Annotated in this window: 17 protein-coding genes; 8 read left to right on the plus strand and 9 right to left on the minus strand. The window is 59.3% G+C overall.

Annotated features, from left to right (window positions below; all coding sequences use genetic code 11):
* Window positions 1–7: 7 nt before the first annotated feature.
* The gene (moaA, locus tag E4021_RS04050; RefSeq protein WP_136456613.1) at window positions 8–982 is read right to left on the minus strand and encodes a GTP 3',8-cyclase MoaA; all 975 of its coding nucleotides are present in this window, start codon (window positions 980–982) and stop codon (window positions 8–10) included.
* Window positions 983–1295: 313 nt separating this feature from the next.
* Here moaA and E4021_RS04055 point away from each other — a divergent pair, with 313 nt between their 5' ends.
* Together E4021_RS04055 and E4021_RS04060 are read left to right on the plus strand one after the other, a co-directional pair.
* Entirely contained in the window at window positions 1296–1541 is a 246-nt protein-coding gene (locus E4021_RS04055) for a hypothetical protein (protein WP_136456614.1), read from the plus strand.
* Window positions 1542–1972: 431 nt separating this feature from the next.
* The gene (locus E4021_RS04060; RefSeq protein ID WP_136456615.1) at window positions 1973–2863 is read left to right on the plus strand and encodes a 2-keto-4-pentenoate hydratase; all 891 of its coding nucleotides are present in this window, start codon (window positions 1973–1975) and stop codon (window positions 2861–2863) included.
* On the opposite strand, the gene E4021_RS04065 is transcribed toward E4021_RS04060, so the two are convergent.
* Complete coding sequence (locus E4021_RS04065; RefSeq protein WP_136456616.1) at window positions 2847–3209, minus strand: radical SAM protein; 363 nt, start codon at window positions 3207–3209, stop codon at window positions 2847–2849. The genes E4021_RS04060 and E4021_RS04065 overlap by 17 nt on opposite strands.
* 235 nt (window positions 3210–3444) lie before the next feature.
* Between E4021_RS04065 and parS the strand changes: the two genes are divergently transcribed.
* Both parS and E4021_RS04075 read left to right on the plus strand, forming a co-directional pair.
* On the plus strand, window positions 3445–3864 hold the full coding sequence (gene parS / locus E4021_RS04070) for a type II RES/Xre toxin-antitoxin system antitoxin (RefSeq protein ID WP_136456617.1): 420 nt from the start codon (window positions 3445–3447) through the stop codon (window positions 3862–3864).
* A gap of 4 nt (window positions 3865–3868) precedes the next feature.
* Window positions 3869–4327 (plus strand): RES family NAD+ phosphorylase, encoded by a 459-nt coding sequence (locus E4021_RS04075; RefSeq protein WP_136456618.1) that lies wholly within the window; start codon window positions 3869–3871, stop codon window positions 4325–4327.
* Window positions 4328–4357: 30 nt separating this feature from the next.
* On the opposite strand, the gene E4021_RS04080 is transcribed toward E4021_RS04075, so the two are convergent.
* Together E4021_RS04080 and E4021_RS04085 are read right to left on the minus strand one after the other, a co-directional pair.
* Window positions 4358–7048, minus strand: coding sequence for a valine--tRNA ligase (locus tag E4021_RS04080; RefSeq protein ID WP_136456619.1), 2691 nt, complete (start codon window positions 7046–7048; stop codon window positions 4358–4360).
* 74 nt (window positions 7049–7122) lie between these two features.
* Entirely contained in the window at window positions 7123–8304 is a 1182-nt protein-coding gene (locus E4021_RS04085) for a trans-sulfuration enzyme family protein (protein WP_136456620.1), read from the minus strand.
* A gap of 177 nt (window positions 8305–8481) precedes the next feature.
* On the opposite strand from E4021_RS04085, the gene E4021_RS04090 reads away from it, so the two are divergent.
* Together E4021_RS04090 and E4021_RS04095 are read left to right on the plus strand one after the other, a co-directional pair.
* Window positions 8482–9537: an RluA family pseudouridine synthase gene (locus tag E4021_RS04090; RefSeq protein WP_136456621.1), complete on the plus strand. Its 1056-nt coding sequence runs from the start codon at window positions 8482–8484 to the stop codon at window positions 9535–9537.
* On the plus strand, window positions 9534–10037 hold the full coding sequence (locus tag E4021_RS04095) for a DUF1415 family protein (protein WP_168797461.1): 504 nt from the start codon (window positions 9534–9536) through the stop codon (window positions 10035–10037). Before E4021_RS04090 ends, E4021_RS04095 begins: the two co-directional genes overlap by 4 nt.
* Before the next feature lie 21 nt (window positions 10038–10058).
* On the opposite strand, the gene E4021_RS04100 is transcribed toward E4021_RS04095, so the two are convergent.
* Window positions 10059–11459 (minus strand): T9SS type A sorting domain-containing protein, encoded by a 1401-nt coding sequence (locus E4021_RS04100; RefSeq protein WP_136456623.1) that lies wholly within the window; start codon window positions 11457–11459, stop codon window positions 10059–10061.
* A gap of 386 nt (window positions 11460–11845) precedes the next feature.
* Between E4021_RS04100 and E4021_RS04105 the strand changes: the two genes are divergently transcribed.
* A complete protein-coding gene (locus E4021_RS04105; RefSeq protein WP_136456624.1) occupies window positions 11846–12892 on the plus strand; it encodes an acyl-CoA reductase in 1047 nt (348 codons plus the stop codon).
* On the opposite strand, the gene E4021_RS04110 is transcribed toward E4021_RS04105, so the two are convergent.
* A complete protein-coding gene (locus E4021_RS04110; RefSeq protein ID WP_136456625.1) occupies window positions 12864–16025 on the minus strand; it encodes a Kelch repeat-containing protein in 3162 nt (1053 codons plus the stop codon). The genes E4021_RS04105 and E4021_RS04110 overlap by 29 nt on opposite strands.
* A 167-nt stretch (window positions 16026–16192) precedes the next feature.
* On the opposite strand from E4021_RS04110, the gene acs reads away from it, so the two are divergent.
* Window positions 16193–18106, plus strand: coding sequence for an acetate--CoA ligase (acs, locus tag E4021_RS04115; protein WP_136456626.1), 1914 nt, complete (start codon window positions 16193–16195; stop codon window positions 18104–18106).
* 34 nt (window positions 18107–18140) lie between these two features.
* Here acs and E4021_RS04120 read toward each other — a convergent pair whose 3' ends face one another.
* The 3 genes from E4021_RS04120 to E4021_RS04130 form a co-directional block, all read right to left on the minus strand.
* On the minus strand, window positions 18141–19946 hold the full coding sequence (locus E4021_RS04120) for an acyltransferase family protein (RefSeq protein WP_136456627.1): 1806 nt from the start codon (window positions 19944–19946) through the stop codon (window positions 18141–18143).
* Between the two features lie 344 nt (window positions 19947–20290).
* Window positions 20291–21919 (minus strand): L-glutamate gamma-semialdehyde dehydrogenase, encoded by a 1629-nt coding sequence (gene pruA, locus E4021_RS04125; protein WP_136456628.1) that lies wholly within the window; start codon window positions 21917–21919, stop codon window positions 20291–20293.
* 50 nt (window positions 21920–21969) lie between these two features.
* Complete coding sequence (locus tag E4021_RS04130; RefSeq protein ID WP_136456629.1) at window positions 21970–23202, minus strand: M14 family zinc carboxypeptidase; 1233 nt, start codon at window positions 23200–23202, stop codon at window positions 21970–21972.
* Window positions 23203–23315: the final 113 nt, after the last annotated feature.

The following is a 23315-nucleotide window of genomic DNA, read 5'->3' on the forward strand; positions in this document are numbered from 1 at the left end:
GTTTTGGTTAACCGCCAATACTGGTCATACTGGCGAACACATTTCCTTGCTGCTCACGCCGTTCGGTTTCCTGCCCGGTAGCGTACTTGCCGTGGACGTACTGCCGGATCAGTTCCTCCAGTTCGTCGCGCGGTATACCCGCCCGCAGCAGGGGCAGCAACTCCAGTCCCTGGGTTGAATACAGGCAATTCAGCATCGTACCCCGGGGCGTCAGCCGCAGACGGTCGCAGCTACCACAAAGGCTCCGGCTGTAAGCTGGAATAATGGCCACCTTGCCCCGGTAGCCGGGCACCGCAAATGTTACGGCACTCCCCCCCTGGGCAGTCGTTTGTTCCAGGGTAGGATAGGTTTCCAGGAGCTGCCGGAGCATGGCGTCGTAGGATAGGAATACGTCGTGGTTGCCGTCGTCGTCGTTAAAGGGCATGGCCTCGATAAAGCGCACGTCCAGCGGGCGGTCGCGCGTCAGTTCCACGAAGTCAACCAGTTCGTCATCGTTTACGCCGCGCATGACCACCACATTAACCTTGGCGCGGTAGCCTCGCTCTACCACGAGGTCGAGGGCGGCCAGGGTTTCGGTGTAGTTGTCGCGACGCGTGATCTGGAAGAAACGCTCCGGACGAAGGGTGTCCAGACTAATGTTGAAGGTCGTCAGGCCCGCGGCTGCCAACTCGTCGAGGTAGCGCGGCAGGAGGATGCCGTTCGTGGTCATGGCCAAGCGGGGAAACAACTCCCCCAGCCCCCGAACCAGCACTGGCAGGTCGCGCCGCACCAGCGGCTCCCCGCCCGTGAGTCGCACTTTGGTTACGCCCATTTCCGCCAGCACACCGCAGAGAAAAAGGATCTCATCGTAGTTCAGCAGGGCCTCCCGTGGGGCAAAGGCAATCCCCTCCTCCGGCATGCAGTAGCGGCACCGCAGGTTACAGCGGTCGGTTACCGCCAGCCGCAGGTACGTAAGTTGCCGGCCGTGTTGGTCGATGAGCATACCCTAAAGGTACAACTGAGATCGCGGGGGGTTGCGTGGGAGTTGTGCCCCTTCGGAAACTCTCAAACCATGCATGCCGTACAGAGTGGCTATTTAGCCGTTGGTGGACAATTGGAATCTCCCAGAGTGCGAGAGCTTATGCTACGGGCTACCGTCGGCCTGAGGTATAATACCACAGCGGCGGACAATGCCAATATTCTACTTTGTGAGAAGTGCGTTTTTCCGGGGCGAGGCGGAACTGACCGCGCGCCGGGCTGCCAGTTGACTGCGGGTCATTTGTATACTCGTTCTTTCCCTGTCGATCGTTTTCAGCATGTTCGCCAATCGCTTCGTGGGGGTGATGGATACTTCAGGAGAGATTCTGCAACAATCCATCGGTTACCTCCGGATCAGGTCGTGGTCCCTGGTAGCCTTGGCCCTCATTCTGAACTCAGTAATCATGATGGAAGTGCTCGAGCTGCGGAGTTTGCTGGTGCGTGTGCTGGCCCTCCGGATAGTATTGGTCCTGGCTATGACCAGCGGCTCAGCACCCAATCCTTCCGGGGCTTGGTTAAGCTGACGACCCGAACTTCATCGCTACTACCAATCTGGCCACCACCCCCGAAGCCGGGATCTTACCCCGGCAAAGTCCGGCAAAACGCCATCGCCCAGGTAACTCCGGCTACGGTAGAAGGAGTGCTGGCCCATTAGGGGGTCCGGGAACACTTGAAGGGTGAGTCTAAGAATAAGTGCCGGTAGCTATAGGTCAGGAGTACGTCTGCTTACCGGACCTGATCACGGATGTTCCGCGGTCTTCCCCGCTTTAGATTATCTGCCGGTGTCCCATAATCGGTCTACAAAAGTATGCTGGCGGACTTACTCCGTCGCCAATCACCCGACAATGAAGGTATGGGCAAGCTCTAAGAACACCCCGCAGCCGGGGCCGTTACACCAGCCACATCTACAAGACTTGGACCGGCTCCGCTGAGGATCGGTGTAAATAAATGAATTATGAGCAGCAGCATTAGACTATCCGTTTTACTTCTTTCCGCCCTATTCGTTTTCGCGGCCTGCGGAGACGACGACTTCGTTGACGACATCTTCGATGGGGAGATGGACGAACTCGTCCAGACCTACGCCGACCGCTACGAAGCCAACCTATCCTACCCCGCCGCCACGACGCGTTTGGATGATTTCGACGACGAGGCCGCCTATGATTTTCAGGAGGAATTCGTGGAGGAATTGGTAGATCGGGGGGATGAGGTGACCGGTTGGAAGCTGGGGTTCACCGGCGATGCACCCCGCCCCTTCGGTGCCCCTGGCCCCCTGTTCGGCCGACTGCTGCGTAGTCAATCTCGCGCATCCGGTTCGACCATCGACATCAGTGATACCTGGGTGATGGGTGCTGTAGGCGTCGAAGTCGCCCTCATTATCGGTAGGGACGCCGAGTTCGAGTTGACCGACTTCCCCCTCAGCCGGGAACAGGTGCTAAACTTGGTGGAGGGCATCGCGCCCCTGACGGAATTCCCCGAACTGGGCTTTGAGGAAGGACTGATGGGTATTAACTACCGCGACCTGATTGCTAATAATGCCGGGGCGAAGGCGTACGTGCTCGGAGAAACTACGCCCCTGAGCGAGCTCCAGATAGACATTGATTCGATTGACGTGCGGATTTTCCGAGATGATTCCCTTATCGGCGAGTCCTTCAGTGGGGACGCGCTCGGTAGCCAAGTGGAAGCCCTCGAGGCACTGCTGCGCCATCTGGCCGAACGCGATGTCACGTTGCGCGCCGGTTCCATCATAGCTACGGGTAGCTTGGGTGGTGATCTCGGTCTGGAGCCGGGGGAATACCGCTTTGAGTACGAGCAACTCGGCACGAACACCTTTACGTTGGTGGAGTAAGCCGGCCCTCAAATAGGTCGAGGGCGGCCAGCTCATCGAGGTAGCGCGGCAGGAGGATGCCGTTGGTCGACATGGCCAGGCGGGGAAACAAATTTTCCCAGTCCCCGACCAACACTGGCAGGTCGCGCCGCACCAGCGGTTCCCCGCCCGTCAGCCGCACCTTGGTCACGCCCATTTCGGCCAGTACACCGCAGAGGTAAAGAATCTCGTCGTAGTTCACCAAAGCCTCCCGTGGGGCAAAGGCCATCCCCTCCTCCGGCATGCAGTAGCGGCAGCGCAGATTGCGGCGGTCGGTTACCACCAGGCGCAGGTACGTTAGTTGCCGGTTGTGTTGGTCGATGAGCATATGCTAAAGGTGCAACTGAAACCGCGCCGGGTTGCATGGTCGATCACGTCTTCGTTACTCCGCACCATCACCATGGCAGTATTGGATTTGGGCGGGCACGCAGGTGCCAGGCTCGGAGGTAACGGCTGAACAGCTTCAGCCATCTACGCCCTGAAACTTATCCTTGATGTACGGAACCGCTGTCTCAACAAAGAACCCTTCTACATAATGACAAATGTCCGTAACTTAGTGTCAAATGTCTCCTATGGAATCCCTGCTGCAAGACATCTTCCCCGGGCAGCCGCTTGACTCCCGGGCCGACCTGATCGCGCTGAGCCGGGGCGGCATCAGCATGAAGGAGGTTCACCGATTGCTCGCGGCCCTGTCGCTGACCCTGCGGGAGATTTCACGCATCCTGCCCGTATCGGAGCGACAGCTGAACCGGTACCGTGACGATGACACCCTGCGCAAGGATCTGTCCAGTCACCTGATCCAACTCGTGGAACTCTTCGAGCATGGGTACGCCGTTTTCGGAAAGGATAAGTTCGACCGCTGGGTACGTACGGAGAACCGGGCCGTCGATAACAACCGTCCCATAGACCTCCTCGATACCCCGATCGGCATTGAACTGATCGGCGACATCGTCGGCAGGGTCGCTCACGGCGTATACAGTTAGCGGAATGCTGGTTTACCGCATCGCCAAGGACCGGTACATCCGTGACCTCACCGGTACGGGGGCAAAACTGTACGGCGGCCGGTGGAACCCCAAGGGTTACGCCATGCTGTACACTTCGGAAAACAAGTCATTGGCGGCGCTGGAAGTTCTGGTGCACCTCAGCCCCGGCACCGTACCCGATGATCTCACCATCGCCACCCTACGCTTGCCCGATGACGAGCTGCGATCCTACGAAGGTGAAGTGTTGGTATCACCAGGATCGAGAGAGCCGGAACACCGCTTCCTTGCGCAGGCGGGTAAAGCCTGGTTGGACTCCCGAGCCTGTCTGGCCTGGAAGGTCCCTTCCGTACTTATTCCCGGCGAACACAACATCCTTATCAATCCCCTGCACCCCGCAGCTAATGACATTAGCATCGAAATGCTAGAGCCGTTCACCTTCGACGAACGGTTTTTCATTCGGTAGTATAATCACTCGGCCTGCAAGGCTTCGACCTTAGAGCATTTTCTCCAGGCTGGCGATCTTGGCGCGGGCGTCTGCCTGCTTCTTGCGTTCCAGTTCTACGACCTCGGCAGGAGCGTTGGCTACGAAGCGTTCGTTGCTCAGCTTCTTTTCCACGCCTTTGAGGAAGCCCCTCAAACGATTCAGTTCCTCCTCGGTCTTGGCGCGCTCGGCGGCTAGGTCCACCTCCTCGTTCAGGATGAGGTAGGCCGTGTCGTTGCCCAGTAAGAATGGCAGACCGTTTGCGGGAGCTGCGTCAACCAAATCTACGGAACCCAGCACCCCGGCTTTTTTGAGGAAGGCTACGGCACCCGCGTCCGCGCCCAGCAACTGCTCGCTTTGCGGACTGCGCTTGACGGACAGGGTAAGTGCCTCGCCGTGGGAAATCCCCCGCTGATTGCGGACGTCGCGTACGTGGCTAACGGCCTCTTGCAGCCGGCCAAAGTCGTGCAGCATTTGAGGATCGTAAGTCCGGGCTTCCGGCCAGCGGCTGACGATGCAGTCCTCCCCGGCTTTGCGGTCCCGCAGCTGGTGCCAGACCTCCTCGGTAACGAAGGGCAGGAAGGGGTGCAGCAGGGTCATCATGCGTTCGAAAACCCCGATGGCCGCGTCATAGGTGGTGCGACTGAGGGTGCCGTCGCTGGGCTTGATGGCCTCCAGGTACCAGCTGCAGAAGTCGCTCCAGATCAGGCGGTAGAGGGTGACCATGGCCTCGCTGAGACGGTATTCGACCATGAGGCGGTCCACCTCGGTGATGGTAGCGTTGAGGCGCGCCTCGATCCAGCGTGTAGCGAGTTCGGCCGCCGGTTCCGGAGTACGATCGACTACCGAAAAGCCCTGGATGAGGCGGTTGGCGTTGAAGATCTTGTTGCAAAACTTGCGCCCCTGTTCACAGAGCTGGCTCTCGTTAAGCACCTCGCCGTCGGCGATGGGGGCGTCGAAGATGATGTCGTTGCCGGCCGCGGCGCTGGACAGCATACCGAAGCGGACGCCGTCGGCCCCGTAGGTTGCCAGCAGTTCCAGGGCATCGGGGCTGTTGCCGAGTGATTTGGACATCTTGCGGCGCTTCTCATCGCGGACCATGCCGGTGAAGTAGACGTCGCGGAAGGGCTGGCGGCCGTGTTCCTCGACGAATTCCTTACCGAGCAACTCCTCGCTGAATTCGTAGCCGGCCATGATCATGCGGGCTACCCAGAAGAACATGATGTCCCAGCCGGTGACGAGGTCGTTGGTCGGATAGTAGTACTTCAATTCGGTCTTGTCCTCCCCGAAACCATCGAAGACCGACATGGGCCAAAGCCAGCTGGAGAACCAGGTGTCAAGCACGTCGTCGTCTTGCTGCAGGTCGTCCATTGTCAGCCCGGGATGGTGATGGCGGGCATCTTCGAGTGCCTCTTCTGCGGTTTCGGCCACGTAGACCTCATCGCCGTGGTACCAGGCCGGTATACGGTGACCCCACCAGAGCTGCCGGCTGATGCACCAGTCGCGCACGTTGTCCTCCTGCAACCACGAACGGTACATATTGACCATACTGTCGGGATGGAATTTGACCTCCCCGGACTCTACGGCCTCCAGCGCGGTGGCTGCCGTCTCGTCCATCTTCATAAACCACTGTAGGGTAAGCCGGGGCTCCACCACGGCGTTGGTGCGCTCGCTGCGGCCGATCTTGGTGCGGTACTGCTCGATCTTGATGAGGTCGCCGCTTTCCTTGAGCAGTTTGATGATCTCTACCCGTGCGTCTTCCCGGCTCAGACCCACGGCAAACTGCGCCAGCTCGTTCATTTTTCCGTCGGCGGTGATGGTATCGATCACCTCCAGGCCGTACTTCTCACCCAGCGCGTAGTCGTTGGGGTCGTGGGCGGGGGTGATCTTGAGCGCACCGGTGCCAAACTCGGCGTCGACGTAGTCGTCCGGGATGACGGGCACCACGCGGTTCACGAGGGGTACCACCACCTTTCGGCCGTGAAATTTCATGTAGCGCTCATCGTCGGGGTGGACGGCCACGGCCGTGTCGGCCATGATGGTCTCGGGGCGGCTGGTGGCGATGGTCAGGTAGGTATCGTCGGTGCCCTCCATGCGGTAGCGCACGTGGTAGAGGTTACCGTTCTCTTCGGTGTGGATGACTTCCTCGTTGCTCAGCACGGTCTGGGCCTCCGGGTCCCAATTCGTCATCCGCTGGGCGCGGTAGAGCTTGCCCCGCTTGTAGAGCATCACGAAGACCTTGATGACGGTGGCGTACATTTTTGGTTCCATCGTGAAGCGGGTACGCGACCAGTCGCAGCTGGCACCGAGCAACTGCAATTGTTGCAAGATGATGCCCCCGTATTCTTCCTTCCATTCGAAGGCGTGCTTGAGGAATTCCTCGCGGCCGATGTCCGATTTCTTGATGCCCTGTTCCCGCAGTTTCCTGACCACCTTGGCCTCGGTAGCGATGCTGGCGTGGTCGGTGCCGGGTACCCAGCAGGCGTTCTTTCCGTCCAGACGGGCCTTACGGATCAGGATGTCCTGGATGGTATTGTTCAGCATGTGGCCCATGTGCAACACGCCCGTCACATTTGGCGGCGGGATCACGATGGTGTAGGGCTCCCGCTCGTCGGGCACGCTTCGGAAGTAGTCGTGCTCCATCCAGTGGGCGTACCATTTCTTTTCTACCTGGCGGCTGTCGTATGTGGCTTTGGCGGACATAAGGGGTATTTGGACCGGCAAAGATAGGCAGTTGTCCTGCGCCGATCGTCCGGCGGGGGGAGCACGCGAAAAATCTAGTTAAGCGCCTGCTTCAGATCGGAGATGATGTCCTCCACATGCTCTATTCCGATGCTGAGGCGAATCAGTCCGTCGGTGATCCCGTTGGCCAGGCGGGTTTCCGGGTCGAGGCTACGGTGACTCATGGTACTCGGGTGCAGCACCAGGGTATCGACGTCGCCCAGGGTAGGTGTAAGGGTGCAGAAAGTGAGCCGGTTCATGAAACTTTTCGCGCACGGCAGGCCGCCCACAAGCTCAAAGCTTAGCATTCCGCCGTGCAGGATCATTTGTTTACCAATCGTGGAGCAGTCGGGGTGGCCCGGCAGACCGGGGTAATTGACCGCCGCAACGCGAGGATGAAGCATCAGGAATTCGGCCACCCGTTCAGCGTTTGAGGAGTGACGCTCCATGCGCAGCGCCAGGGTTTTGAGGCCATTGAGTACCAGCCAGGCGTCCCAGGCATTACCCGTGCCCCCGTGGAGGCGATGGATCGGTACGAAGACCTCTTCCATCAGTTTCTTGTCGCGGGTGACGATCGCTCCCGCCACTCCCGTGCCGTGCCCGTTCAGGTACTTCGTGGTGCTGTGGACGACTACGTCCGCTCCGTGCTTAAGGGGTTGCTGGCCAATCGGGGTAGCGAAGGTGTTGTCGACCACCAACCGGGCGCCGTAATGGTGCGTGAGGTTAGCCAGCAGTACCAGGTCGGTACAACGGAGTGTAGGATTACTGGGGGTTTCGACGTAGACGGTATTCAGGCTGGGGTTTTCGGAGAGTATGTCCTCCAGTTTTTCCGTATCGCGCAGGTCGGCGGTAATGCGCCGCACGCCGCGAGCGGTCAGGCTGTCAATGAGCGCGCTGCTGCCGCCGTAAAGGTCGCCCTGGGTAAGGATGATATCCCCGCTCTGGCACAGCCCCGCGAGCACCGTGGAGATGGCCGCCATACCGCTGGCGCAGAAGAGTCCGAAAGCTTCTCCGTCCAGGCCATGGTTTTCCAGGGCCGCGATTTTGTCCGCCGCCGCATCTACCGTCGGGTTGCCGAATCGCCCGTAGATGTGGCCCTTCTCAACGCCATCGAAGATGTTTATGCCCTGCTCGATCGTGTCGAACACAAAACTCGACGCGGCCACCAGCGGCACCTGGTGGGCGTGGTTGTAGTGGTTCTGAGGAGGATCTTTGACAACAAAGCTGGATATCTTCATGGGTGGGCACCAAACCCCTTCGATAATGCTTGCCATTGTCTATCGGCGAGACTATATCCGGAGGGGCATTTTGATCAAATTGATCTCCCGAAGATACTCCCCCTGCATCTGGGAAGAATATATTTCTTGAATTTCGGCAGCTGTCCGGAGATCGCTTCGGCAACCTACCTTTGCCCCATGGAAGATGAAGCAGACAACGAAGAACTGTTCGAAGTACAAGAAATACTGGTGGATCCAAAGCAGTCGCCGGTTCGGATCGACAAATTCGTCACCGACAAACTGCCCCGCGTCAGCCGCAACCGCGTACAAAACGGGATCCGTACCGGCTCGATATTAGTCGATGGGCAGCAGGTTAAACCCAATCATAAACTTTCCCCGGGAGAACTGATCACCGTCATCGTCCCCCGGCACGCCGATCGGCCCGAAGGACTGGTCGCCGAAGACATTCCCCTGGATGTTCGCTACGAGGACGACGCCCTGATGATCGTTCACAAACCGCCGGGCATGGTCGTACACCCCGGCGTCGGCAACCCCTCCGGCACGCTGGTCAATGCCCTGGCTCATTACCTGCGCCACGAAGGTGATATACCTGTACTTCCGGGTAATGACGACGACCGCGTCGGACTCGTTCACCGCATCGACAAGGACACTTCCGGTCTGTTGGTTATCGCCAAGACCGACGAGGCCATGAGCCATTTGGCGCGCCAGTTCTTCGACCACAGCATCGACCGAACCTACCAGGCCATCGTATGGGGCAGCCCCGATCCGGCCGAGGGCACCATCGACCGCAACATCGGCCGCCATCCCCGCCTGCGGCAAAACTATACGGTCTTCGACGAAGAGGAAGCCGGCAAATCCGCCGTCACCCACTACCGCACCCTGGAAGACCTGTACTACGTGAGCCTCTGCGAACTCAAATTGGAAACCGGCCGCACCCACCAGATCCGCGTGCACATGAAAAGCATCGGTAACCCCGTATTCATGGACGATAAGTACGGCGGCAACCGCATCGTAAAGGGCACCGTCTACAGCAAGTACAAAACCTTCGTGGAGCGCTGTATGGAATTGTGCCCACGCCAGGCCCTGCACGCCAAGAGCATCGGGTTCATCCATCCTACCACGCGGAAGTACGTGCATTTCGACAGCGACCTTCCCCAGGACATGCACGACAGCCTTGAGCGCTGGCGCACCTACGTGGGGCACCGACGCCACAACAATCTTCTGGAATCGTGAGCCCAGAACAGGATACCCGTCGGTGGGTGCAGGACTTCGTGGTCGGCCTGGGACTTTGTCCGTTTGCCGCCCCGGTGTTGGCCGAGGGCCGAGCCATGTTTCTGACCTGTCCGGAAGACTCGGTTGAGTTAGCCTTTTACTGGGCGGGGGCGCAGGTGCAAGAGTTGCTCAGCCAGCCGCCGTCGGAGGTGGATACGAGTCTGCTGATCTTCCCTGAGGTTTTGGCCGATTTCGGCGATTTCCTGGACTTCATTGCCGAGATAGAGGATCTGCTCCAGGCCAGCGGTGCCGACGAATGGGTACAGCTCGCGCACTTCCATCCCCGGTATTGCTTCGGTGGGGTTCCGGAAGAAGATCCGGCCAACGCCACCAACCGCTCCCCCTACCCCACCGTGCAGTTGTTACGTGTGGAGAGTGTGGCAAAAGCAATAGCGCGCTTCCCGGGGGCCAAATCTATTCCGGATCGGAATATGGCCCTGCTCAGGAAGCGCGCTACGTAAAAATCAGCGGGTTATCTATCCCTACTGCTTAATAAAGGTGCGGCTGATCACGCCGGCTTCGGTAGCCAGCACGAGACGGTATAGTCCGGCGGGCAGGTCGGCCACCGACAACTGACCCTGCAGTTGCCCGGTAGTTTTACCGTACTGCTGCTGTACCAGTTTGCGTCCGCTGAAGTCGTACACTGCCGCGGTAACGGTTCCCGCAGTGGGATTTTTGAGCGTGAAGGTCACGAAATTTCCGGCGGGGTTGGGGTACACCGCAACTTCACTGCCCTCGTCGAGGGGCGGACGGGTTGGGGTCAAAGCATTGCTGACACAGTTCAGGCTGAACTTACCAAATCCACTGGGCTTCGCGGCGTTGCGGCCGAGGTAGATTTTGTCCAGCTGGGTATCCGATTCCCGCTTCGCCACGGTAATGGTGTGCATGCCAGCGGAGAGATTAAAGCTGGTGCTGTCTCCCGACTTGTTGACCATTCTCCATTCGAATCCGGTGGTTTTGAGATCGGCCCCGCCGATTTCGTAGGAGAAGTCGATCCAGTCCGAATCGTCCACCTTGACCCAGAAGGAGTTGGCACCCACGTTCTGGGCGTTCATGAGGAAATACAGGAAGTATTCACCGCCTTCGGTGAGGTTCACCTCAAAATTCACCTTGGCGCGGTCATCAGTGGGCGACGGAACGTTGAGGTTGCTGGGCTGGGACGTTTTGAGAAATCCGCCGTTGGAAGCACTGGTATTCACCGTGTACTTGATGTCGCTGGACAGATTACCACACTCGGCTTCGATCCACGCAGCACTTCTGCAAGCTTCGGGGAATCGGGTGCAGTCGGTCTCTTCGTCGCAGTTGATGGCGGGGCCACCCAGTCCGGTAGGAGAAGCGCGCATGGAACTGACGTAGATCTTGTCCAGGCGAGTATTCGGTTCCCGGAAAGCAAAATCGATGATCATCGGTCCGGCGGGTGCGGGGAAGGGGCTTCCGGCTACCTCCCGCCAGTGCCATTCGTTTTGAAAGCGCAGCCGGTTAGACCACTGTACCCATTCGCCTTCGTTGATTCTTACCCAGTAAGAGTCTTCATCCGGGCCGGCCGAGCGTACGCGACCCCACACGTGGAAATCGTCGCTTTGCAGCACGTTAAGGCGGAAGCGCACGCGGTTGGCGGGTACGTCCTCGGGGGGAGTTTGCATGGACTTAAAGCCCGGAGCGATTACTACGAAACTGTCCTGTGAAGCCAGGGTGTCCCGGAGGATTTGCCAGTTGCCGCCCACTTCGGCACATTCACCTTCGAGGAAAACGGCAAAGGGTACTTTGTAAGGGGTTTCTTGTGCCTGTAGGGAAGTGGTGGTAAGACCACCCAAAAGGATCATCAGCAACAGGGCAAAGAGGGGGCGACCAGATTGGCCGCGAAAAGGAGTAAAATTGTTCATCTATACCTATTGGTTAGGATTTGAGAATACGGCAGATGGAGAAACAAAAGTGAATTAAAGGAATCGAACCGGAGGACTAAACCTCCGAAATGTCGGATAATTTCCACGTACCACACAATAGCAGGAATGATTGCCGGATGTTCACCGTACCATCAGAATGGCATTTCACGTAGGAGATTACCTAATTCAATTATTGAAGGATCCGCCATCGTTCTTGATTCCATTTAACAATCACGAGGTAGGCGTGTTCGGTTTTGATTCCGTAACGAAAGGTTAATTGTGCCTGCTTTCCGTTGCCGTGCCAACATCCGGCGACTGGTAAACCATGCCGACGCGGAATTGTACCCTATCGCAGCGGTCGAGCCGGCCGGTCAATCTCCCGATCTATGCATCTTGACGAACGAATCGAACTATTGTCACAATTGGGCAGCCATCTTCTTGGTCCGGAAGATGAGTTTCTGACCGCCCTGATGAAGCGCACGGAGTTTAACAACGGCTGGTTCAGCCTCGAACAGCAGCAACGCGCCTTGCAGACCGTCAGCCGCCAGCTACTCGACCGCGATAAACTTCGGGAGTGGGTCGGAGATTATTCCCTCCCGGCACCCGCGGCCCCGCCCGAACGCACGGTAGGGCTCGTCCTGGCGGGCAACATTCCCCTCGTGGGGATCCACGATCTCGTGAGCGTATTCGTCGCCGGCCACCATGCCCAGATCAAGTTGAGCAGCAAGGATCCGTACGTCCTACCGTACCTCATAAAGGTCATGGTCCGCCTCAACCCCGCCGCCGAGCCGTACTTCCAGATCGTAAACAACCTTTCGGGCTTCGATGCCATCATCGCCACGGGCAGCAACAACAGCGCGCGCTACTTCGAGGCCTATTTCGGGCATTACCCACACATCATCCGCCGCAACCGCAATGCCGTGGCCGTTCTCACCGGCGAAGAAACCGAAGAGCAGTTGCGGGGGCTCGGCGATGACATCTTCTCCTATTTCGGACTGGGCTGCCGCAACGTATCCAAAATCTACGTGCCGGAGGGTTACGATTTCAACCCACTCCTGGAAGTTCTGCACGAGTGGCGGCACCTGCAGAACCACACCAAGTGGAAAAACAACTTCGACTACAACTTCGCCCTGCTCACCCTTAACAAGGAGCACTTTTTGCACAACGGCTCGATCATTTTGCGCGAAGACACCGGCATGGCCAGTCACATCGCCGGCCTGTACTACGAGTACTACCACGATCTGGGCGCCGTAGCGCGGGTGCTGCGTAACCGTTCCGAAGAGATCCAGCTGGTCGTGGCACAGCCCGGGTTGCTGGCCCAACCGGCCACCTACCCCTTCGGTACCGCCCAACAACCAGGTCTGGCTGACTACGCGGACGGCGTTGATACCCTTTCCTTCCTGACTACCGGGCTTTCACAAACGGCCGGGTAAGTCGCTCCTTTCCGTTGATGAGGTGCAGTTGGTACACACCCGCCGGCAGATCACTCACCGGCAGGGTCTCCTGCAGCACTTCATCCGCTTTGTCAAAGGCCCTCCGCAGCACGATCCGTCCGGTCAGGTCAGTCACCAGAACATCGACGCGCCCGCTTCCCGCCCCCTCGAGATGGAAGGTAAGTAGATCGGAAGCGGGGTTCGGGTACACCTCCAGGGAGTTTTCCGCCGTGGGGGTTACGCCTTCGCTCGCTAATGGTGTTGCATAGGCTTGGTTGCCGAGTGTCTGGCTGCAATTTGTAGCGGCCGACCCCGATCCGGTGGGCAGTGTGGAAGACGTAGAGAGGTACACTTTGTCGAGCTGGGTGCCGGCCTCACGGTTGGCGATCGTGATCGTGTGGTTGCCGGCAGTAAGGGGGAAAGATACCGGCCGGGTGTCGTCGTTGACCCTGCGCCAGGCAAACCCCTGAGTGAGCATATTGCTGCCGTCCTCATCCTTCCAGAACTTGATCCAACTGCCATTATCCACCCGCACCCACAGGGAGTTGCGGGCGTTGTCGATGGCGTTGAGTCGGGTGAAAAGGTAATATGTGCCGGCATCCGGCAGGGAGACCTGAAAAGAGAGGTGATCGGTGGAGGGGGAAGCGCCCGGGACCGAGAACTGCGAATCACCCTCCCAGGCAACGTACTTGCCGTTTGACGCCGTGGTCTCCGACTGCACCGTCCAGCGACCACCCTGTAGAGCGCATTCGGCTTCCCCCCAATACTCCGCTGAGGTTGCGGGCGGATCGGCAGGGGGGGGTGGCGGCGAACCGCAGGTGCCGTCAGTGTCACCCAGACCGCTGGGCGCGGTAGTTACGGTAGAACTGAGCATTACTTTGTCCAACTTCAGCCCATCCTCGCGGTAAGCAATGTCAAGGGTAACGGTTCCCGCCGGCAACGAAAAGTCGGTTACGGGTGCCTGGCGCCAGTCGTAGGTTCCATTTCCGGTGACCAACCCGGTCCACCAACGCACCCAGCTGCCGCCGTTGAAGCGATAATAAAAGGAGTCGTCGGAAGTATTGTCAGCCGAAACCCGGGCGAAAAAATTGAACTTGTCCGCCTGAGGCAGGTCGAACTGAAACCGGATCTGGTTGGCGGCGAGGTCCGCGGGCGGAGCGCCGGTGCTATTCATTCCGGATTTGATGGTAGCGAAGGAGCCGTTCGAAGCTCCGCTGGCCTGCTGTACGATCCAGTTGCTTCCCACCGTTGCGCATTCCACCTCCCGGTACTGGGTAAAGGTGGTGGGCGTCGGCTCGCTGGGCGGATCGGGGTCGGGAGCCGCACCGCAAGTAGGATCGGATCCGCCAATTCCGGTAGGTGCCTGGCTGAGGGAGGTCAACAGGATTTTGTCCAGTTTCAGTCCGTCCTCCCGGTAGGCAAAATCGATCGTCGCCGTGCCGGCCGGCAGGGTAAAGGCCGTTACGGGTGCCCGGCGCCAGTCGTAGGTTCCGTTGCCAGTGACCAGCCCGGAACCCCAAGTAACCCAACTGCCCCCGTTAACGCGGTAGTAGAAGGAATCGTCCGCGGTATTGTCGGCCGAGACCCGGGCGAAGAGTTGGTATTGGTCGTTGCGCGGCAGGTTAAAGGTGAAGGTGATGCGGTTGGCGGATGCATCCGCGGGCGGACCGCTGGTGCTGTTCAGGCCGGGTTTGATGGTCACGTAAGAGCCGTTCGACGCACCACTCGCCTGGCCGACGACCCAGTTGCTACCGACGGCGGCGCATTCCACCTCGCGGTAGGCTACGTAGCGGTCGGTGGATGGAGCGGGCTGCCCAACGGTGAAGCTGATGGGCAAACTCGCTGCCGGATAACCCGGGGCAGTAGCGCGCAGGGAATACTGGTAGGTGCCGGAGGGAAGGCCACGCGGGTCTACGGTTACTTCGACCTCGGCGAAGGACTCCCGGGCCACTCCGGTATTGCGGTCGATACTGAGCCACTTTGGGAGGTTGCTGTTGTCGATCTGGTAGTTCACCTCATCCTCGGCACTGTAGTTGGCGAGGATAACCTCCGTGGTGGAACGCTCCTTGCCGCTTACGGCCAGGGTGGCGGGGTGGAAACCCAGCCGGACGGTCTGGTTGGGGGCGAAGGTCTTTATCCGGGTGTGGGATCGGGCTTGGTTTACAGCTACCTCCCCTCCCGTCATCACGATGAGGTTGCCGTCGTGGACGCGGGCGCCGGGGGCAATAAGGCGAATCGGCAGTTCCATGTCGGTGAGAATCCGCCAGGCATTGGTGGCCGGGTCGTATTCGCAGACTTTCCGGCTTTCCTGACCCTGCCCGCCAAGCACGTAAATTTTGCCGTTGTAGGCGAAGGTGCTTGGTTCGATGTGGGAGTTGACGAAAGGAAAATCGGGCAGCCGTTCCCAGCTATCGGTGTGGGGGTCGTAGCGGTGCACGTACGTCAGGTTCTTGCCGCGCTCGCAGGCATCGTGCCCGTGTTGACCGGCCACGGCGTAGAGTTTACCGCCGAGGGTGGCCGCTCCGAAATGGTTGCGCGCCAGGGGCATGGGGGAAGTACCGCTGTAATCCTGCCAGCCCGCGGCCGGGTTGTCGAGATCGTATACCCAGTGATCGTCCACGTCGCAGGCGGAGCGGTAGTCAAAGCCACCAACGTAGTGTACCTGCCGACCAAGTCGGACCAGGCCGCCCCCACCCCGCTTTATCGGCAGTTCGGGACCGAGGCGCCAGGTATCCAGGACGGTGTTATAGACCCACACCTCTTCGGCCACCTCATAGGTATAGTTGCCCGAGCGACCACCCAAAAGCCAGATGTCGTCGCCCACTACCGTTATCCCGGTATGGGTGTTTCCCTTGTAGGATCCATCGGGGTTCAGGGGGATACTGGCCAGCTTGGTCCAGGTGTTCGTTACCGGGTCATACCGCTCGTTTTCATTCAGGTAGGCTACGTCGGTGGTGAAGCCGTTGAAGAGATAAAATTTTCCCTTGTGAGAGATCATGGAACCCTCCGCCCGGGGGTAATTGGCATGACCGATGGTGGTCCAGGTGGGATAGTTGGTTTGCCCTGGGAGGGCACCCGGCAGGCTGATAAGGAAAAGCGGCAGCAGAATTATCAGGGTAAGGCTGTTCTTCATGTGGGGGTGTTCATATGTGTCCTAAAAGGAATTAAAAATAACGGGCCAGGTTTGATTTGTTCCGAGATGTGGGAAAATAATTTTCCAAATGGGACATTTTTCCCCATCGGCTTCCACAGCGGTCATCGGGCGGCATTCTATATATTGTCGGCTGAATTTTCCAGATCATGCCCAGCAAACTTCCCCACCAAATTTCCAGCTTCGACGAGTACCGTGAGGTATACCAAAAAAGCGTCACTGACCCCGAATCGTTCTGGGCCGCGGAGGCCGACACCTTCGTCTGGCGCAAGCCCTGGGACCGCGTGCTTTCGTGGAACTTTACCGACCCCGAGGTGAAGTGGTTTTCGGGCGGGCAGCTCAACATAACCGAGAATTGCCTAGACCGCCACCTGGCCGAACGGGGGGAACAGACGGCCATTCTCTACGAACCCAACGAACCGGACGGTAAGGTGGTGAAACTCACTTACCGTGAACTCCACGCCCAGGTATGCCAGGTCGGGAACGCCCTGCGCGAACTCGGCGTTGGCAAGGGCGACCGCGTCTGCTTCTATATGCCTATGGTGCCGGAACTCGCGGTTTCGGTCCTGGCCTGCGCCCGCATCGGGGCCATTCATTCGGTGGTGTTCGCCGGATTTAGCGCCCAGGCACTGGCCGACCGCGTCAACGATGCGGACTGCAAGGTGATCATCTGCTCGGATCACAACCGGCGGGGACGGAAGAATATCCCCGTCAAGGAGGTGGTGGATGAGGCACTGGCCATCGGCTGCCCAAGCGTGGAAACCGTACTCGTGCACCGCAACACCGGCGAAGACATCAGTTGGGACCCCAGCTACGACCAGTGGTACCACGAGGCCGTCGAGCGGCAGGACGCCAACTGCCCGGCCGAAGTCATGGACGCGGAAGACGTACTGTTCATTCTCTACACTTCGGGCAGTACCGGTAAGCCGAAAGGCGTCGTACACACCTGCGGCGGGTATATGCTCTATACCGCCTACACCTTCCGCAATGTATTTCAGTACTCTCCAGGCGACGTCTACTGGTGTACGGCGGATATCGGATGGATCACCGGGCACAGCTATATCCTGTACGGACCCCTGCTGTGCGGCGCCACCACCATGATGTTTGAAGGGGTGCCGACCTACCCCGACGCCGGCCGTTTCTGGCAGGTTTGCGAAAAGCACCGGGTGAACCAATTCTACACGGCCCCGACCGCCCTTCGCGCGCTGATGGCACGCGGCAATGAGTTTGTAGAGGGGCACGACCTGAGCGCCCTGAAGGTCATCGGTTCCGTCGGTGAACCGATCAATGAGGAGGCCTGGGAGTGGTACCACGAAAAAGTCGGCAAGGGTAAAGTGCCCATCGTCGATACCTGGTGGCAGACCGAAACCGGCGGGATCATGATCTCCGGCCTGGGTGGGCTGAGTCCTCAAAAAGCCACCTTCGCCGGCTACCCCCTGCCGGGCATCCAAATGGCGCTCGTAGACAAGAATACGGGAGAAGAGCTAACCGGCAATCCGGAAAGTGGACTGCTCTGCGTTAAATACCCCTGGCCGGGCATGCTGCGTACGACCTGGGGCGACCACGAACGCTGTCAGAAGACCTACTTCAGCACCGTGCCGGGTATGTACTTCACCGGCGACGGGGCACGGCGCGACGAAAATGGCATGTACCGCATCGTGGGCCGCGTTGACGACGTGATCAACGTCAGCGGTCACCGCATGGGCACCGCCGAGGTAGAGAACGCGATTGACGAACACCCCCTGGTGGTGGAAACCGCCGTCGTAGGATACCCCCACGATATCAAGGGGCAGGGCATATACGCCTACGTCATCCTCGCCCCCGGCGAGCACGATCACGAACGACTACGGGAAGAGATCATCGAGACCGTTCGCCAGGAGATCGGCCCCATTGCCAAGCCCGACAAGATCCAGTTCGTGGAAGAGTTGCCCAAGACCCGGTCGGGCAAGATCATGCGCCGCATCCTGCGCAAGGTGGCATCGGGAGAAACCGACGGTCTGGGAGACACTTCCACCCTCCTTAATCCGGAAGTGGTGACGTCGGTTACGGCGGGGCGGCTTTAGTGTACTGCCTCAGCCGATTTCCGGCCCAGGCACCCTATCCGCGGAAGATGCGGTCGAAGCGATCCTGCAACCTTTCGGCGAGGTACCGGGCTCCGGAGCGCGTCAGGTGCACGGTGTCCTGGCTGATGAACTTCCCGTCCGGCGTAAAGACGAGCACCCGCCCCTCCTCGTTCGCCAGCAGTTCGATGAGATCGATGTAGCGATCGCCCCACTCCTCGCGGAGCTCCTCATTGATGGTCAGGACGTCACCCTTCATCGCGGTCCGGTAGTTCTGGAAATCCGTGTCGTCCTGAATACGGTTGTAGTGTATCCCGTTACTGAAGCCGAAGTCCTTGGTGCCGAGCATCCAAACCTTGCTGCGGTCGATCGTAATGCCGTGGGCCTCCTCCAGGGAAGCCAGGTAGTCCTGGTCGATGTAGGTCTGGGCGGCCAGAATGATGCGATCGGCTGCGAGTAATCGCGATTTCATTTCCTCCCTTTCCCGCAGTTCCTTCCATTCGGCGTAGCGCACCTCAATGCGGTCGCTTACCGACGATTCCAGCAGCAGATTGGCGGCGTCGCGGCCGAAGCTGTTGCCCACCACCAGGGTCTTGATCTTGTCCGTTTCGGAGAAGTCCCGGTCCAGGTCCCAAACGTTCTCGTTGTAACTGATGTGGATGTTGTCTGATCCACTGAAGAAGTTCCGCTGCTCGGGGAGTTGGTCTCGGTAGAGGGCCAATTCGGGATAGTCCTTAACGATCCCACCGATGGTGTACACGTAAAAGGCCGCGCTGGTGCTCAGCAGAAAGAGGCCACCGGTAAAGAGCAGCACCGTCCGGGTGCTCATCACGTTGCGGTCGCGGAAGGGGTTTTCGACGCCGTAGTAGGTGATGATGGAAAGGACGAAGGTCAGGCCCGTCAGGACGATCGCCCAGCCCGGAGTAATCTCTTCCAGGAAAGCATAGCGCGCGAAGGCAAACAGCAACTGGTGCCACATGTAAAGGCTGAAGCTGATGTTGCCGATGAAGGCTACAGCCGGGTTGGCCATCAGACCGGCGTACAACCGATCCGACTCGAAGTACTGCTTGCCGATGATGAGGATGCCCACGGTGATCATGGTGGTCAGGAGCACCCGCAACTCATTGGTGGGTATGATCGGCAGGAAAAGGATAAGCGTGATCAGGCCCAGCAATCCGTAAAGCACCATCCGACCCTGTTCGTGCCGTTCGATGACCACCTTGCTAAACAGTATCGCCCCCAGGCCACCGATGGCCAGTTCAAAGAAACGGTATTGAATAAAGTAAAAGGTGGCCGCGACGCTGTCCTGCAGCAAAAAGGCTCCTAATGACAAGGCCGTCAGTGCGATCAGTACGTGCTTCACGTACTTGAGTCGCGGACCGCCCATGGCGTAGAACAGGAAGGGATACAGCAGGTAAAATTGCTCCTCAATGCCGAGACTCCAGGTGTGCATCAGGGGCTTGTAGTCGTTCTTGACGGCCCAGTAATCCGCCGAGGTTAGGTACATCAGGATGTTGTTGGCCGACACATTGGAGGCGACTACGCTCTGACACAGGTTCTCCAGGTCGTCCGGAAGCATATACACCAATCCAAGCAGGAAGGCCACCGTAGAAACTACCAGCAGCAAGGGGATGATGCGGCGGATCCGACGCTCGTAGAAGTCAATGATGGAAAATTTGCCTTTCTCCGAGCGCCCGTAGACGATGCTGGTGATCAGGTAGCCGCTGATGACGAAGAATACGTCGACGCCGAGGTATCCGTTGGGCAAAAAGCCGAGGTGGAACAAAATTACCGCCACGACGGCCAGCGCGCGCAAACCGTCAATATCCGTCCTGTACTTCACAACATTCTCATTTCACGGAGTTACTGCACTAACCGACAAATTGAAGGAGTTAGCACCCAAAGGGCCAGGCCAACATACTGCAACCGAGCCTCGAAAAGGGATAGAGCCGAACTGTATTCAGGCGTTCAACCGCCCCAGCCCTTTCATTGGTAGCTTAACGACAACCGCCGGTAGCTTATTTGCCGACCCCGACAGGCAGTTTGGAACAACAGCGCAATTGCTGGACCACAAAACTACAGCAGGCGGGCATACTGTACAACCACGGTCACCGGCCACACGAGGATGCCGTGAGTCCGATGACCGGGTCGTCCAGTTCGCTTTCGCCGCGGGTCAGGCTGATCCGCCTAGCCCAGGAAGGGGTAACGGTAATCGACCGGCGGCACGAAATTTTCCTTGATGAGGCGGGGACTGATCCAGCGGTGGAGGTTCAGGGCACTGCCGGCCTTGTCGTTGGTACCCGAGGCACGGGCCCCGCCGAATGGCTGCTGCCCGACGACCGCTCCCGTAGGTTTGTCGTTGATGTAGAAGTTGCCGGCGGCGTTGCGCAGCGACCGGGAGGCCGACTCGATGACGCCGCGCTCGGTGGCGAACACCGCACCGGTCAGGGCGTAGGGCGAGGTAGTGTCCACCAGTTTGAGGGTCTCCTCCCACTTGTCGTCCTCGTAGACGTAAATAGTAAGTACCGGACCGAAGATTTCCTCCTCCATGGTGGTGGAGCGGGGGTCGGTGGTCAACAGTACGGTGGGTGGGATGAAATAGCCTTCCGATTTGTCGTAGTCTCCTCCAGCAATAATCTCCACGTGCTCGTCCTTCCGGGCACCGTCGATGTAACCCGCGATGCGGTCGAAGGCCCGTTCGTCAATGACGGCATTTACAAAGTTGCCGAAGTCCTCCACACCGCCCATTTTGACGGTATCCAGGTCCTGGAGCAGCCGGTCCTTGATGTCGGGCCAGAGGGAAGCGGGCAGGTAGGCCCGTGAGGCGGCGGAGCATTTCTGCCCCTGGAATTCGAAGGCTCCGCGAAGCAGGGCGACGGCCACTTCTTCGGCACGGGCCGAGGGGTGTGCCACCACGAAATCCTTGCCGCCGGTCTCCCCGACGATGCGCGGGTAGCTGCGGTAATTACCTATGTTGTTTCCGATCTCCTTCCACAGTTGCTGGAAGACCTTCGTAGAACCGGTGAAGTGCAATCCGGCGAAGTCCCGGTGCTCGAAGACGATATCTCCGACTTGCGGCCCGTCGGTGTAGATCAGGTTGATGACGCCCTTCGGAAGTCCGGCCGCTTCGAATAGTTCCATGATGACCACGGCGGAGTAGATCTGCGTTTCCGCCGGCTTCCAGACCACGGTGTTGCCGCAGAGCGCGGGTGCCGCGGGCAGGTTCGCCGCGATGCTGGTGAAGTTGAAGGGTGTGATGGCCAGTACGAAGCCTTCCAGGGCGCGATATTCGAGGCGGTTCCAGGTACCGTCGGGGGAGTGCAGCGGCTGCTCGCGGTAGATCTCCTGCAGGAAGTAGACGTTGAAGCGGAAAAAGTCACAGAGTTCGGCCACCGCGTCGATCTCCGACTGGTATGCGTTCTTGCTTTGTCCGAGCATAGTGGCGGCGTTCATCCGCGCGCGGAAGGGACCGGCCAGAAGATCGGCGGCCCGCAGGAACACGGCGGCGCGTTGCTGCCAGGGCAGGGCCTCCCAGGCCGGCTTGGCGGCCAGGGCGGCGTCGATCGCGCGGTGTACGTGCTCGTCGGTGCCGCGGTAAAAATGGCCGAGGGTATGATTGCGCTCGTGGGGCGGGTGTACGCTTACTTTCTCCCCTTCCAGTACCCTTTCACCGTTGATGAAGGCGGGCAACTCGCGGACTTCGGCTTTTGCCTCTTGCAGGGCCTGTTGGAGGGACTCCCGCTCCGGGCTGCCGGGGGCGTAGGCCAGTACGGGCTCATTATTGGGAATAGAAATGTTGAAAATGGCGTCGGACATGTGGTTCTGATATGGTGTAGGGAAGGAAAAGGGCGGGGAGGCCTTCTCCCCTATTTCTTGCGGGCGGGGTCCGAATCCGGCAAACGCTCGAGCGCTACCTGCAGAAACCGCCGCTGGTTGTCGCGCAAACTTACAATAAGGCTGCGTGACTGGTAGCCGGGCGCGGCAATCACCAGCCGGTAGGTGCCGGGGGCGAGGTAGCGGTAAAAATCGCCCGTGCCGTATTCGGTGAATACGGAAGACTGCATCTCATCGTGCCCCGGGATGGTCACGTGGGCCCGCAGTGGCCGGCCCGTGATGCGATCGGTGACTATTCCATGGATCCCGTAGCGGGCCTCGTTGAGGTAATTGAGCAGGGCACCGCGGATGGAGAGCCACAGATTGGGCAGGTTGGCGGCCGGAAAGCGCTTGGTGTTGGTAATCTCCACGGTAGCCTCCCTGGTCCGGTGGAAGTAGTTCATATAGTCCTGCCGCGATCCCGCGATGGGGTACCAGTCGTGCCCGTTGGTGGTACCATTGGCCCGATCCTTGAAGTATTCCCCGAGCCGGCTGTCGCGCTGGGCGGTCTGGGCGAACTCCCGGCTCACGTCCTGCCACCAGTCGGTGTCGGGATGCCGGTTGCGGAAGGTATCCCAGGGGTAGTTGAAAAGCTCGGCCCCGCCGTGGAAATTGATGGCCAGGTCAAAACCGTGGGTGTCGGCGGCGCGCATGAAGATCCGGGTTTCGGGTTGGTGGTCGTTGCCGTCGGGGTAGCGTCCGTCGTCGGGGTCCGGGTAGTTGCGGTTCAGGTCGACGCCGTTGGCGTTGCCCCGGTGGGCCGCGGCCAAGCTGTGGTTGCCCGCCCGGAAGGCGCCGTCGGGGTTCGCCAGGGGGTTGATGTAAAGGGCGACGTCGTCGAGCAGACCGGTGGGATCGGATTCCAGCAATGACTCGGCGAGGCGCAGCAATACCCAGTAGCCCGCCAGTTCGTCGCCGTGCATCGCCGCGGTACAGAGTACCCGGGGCCGGGCAGGTCGTTCGCGGAGGCCGCGGGCCAGTTGGAGGACCAGGATCCTGCGCCCCGACGGCAGCGTGCCCCATACTTCCAGTCGGCAGCGGTCAGGGTAGCGCTGCGACAGGTCGTACATAATCCGTTCGTAGAGGTCGTAATTGGGATAAGCGGCGGCGGGAACCAGGTGGCGGCTGCCGGCATCACCCACCGCCGTAGTGCGCAGGTCATCCTGGGCGGTAAGGACGGACAGGCCGAATAACCAACAAATCAGAACCGGGGCAATCCACTTCACAAGGTAAAAGTACCCCAAAAGGGCCCAAATTGTTTTCGGGGAACGGCGGCCCCGGCCTCACCGCCTACTCTTGCGCCATAGTAGTGCGGGATAAATTTTGCGCTCCCCTCCAA

Source organism: Neolewinella litorea, from assembly GCF_004803465.1.
GTDB classification, from domain to species: Bacteria; Bacteroidota; Bacteroidia; order Chitinophagales; family Saprospiraceae; genus Neolewinella; species Neolewinella litorea.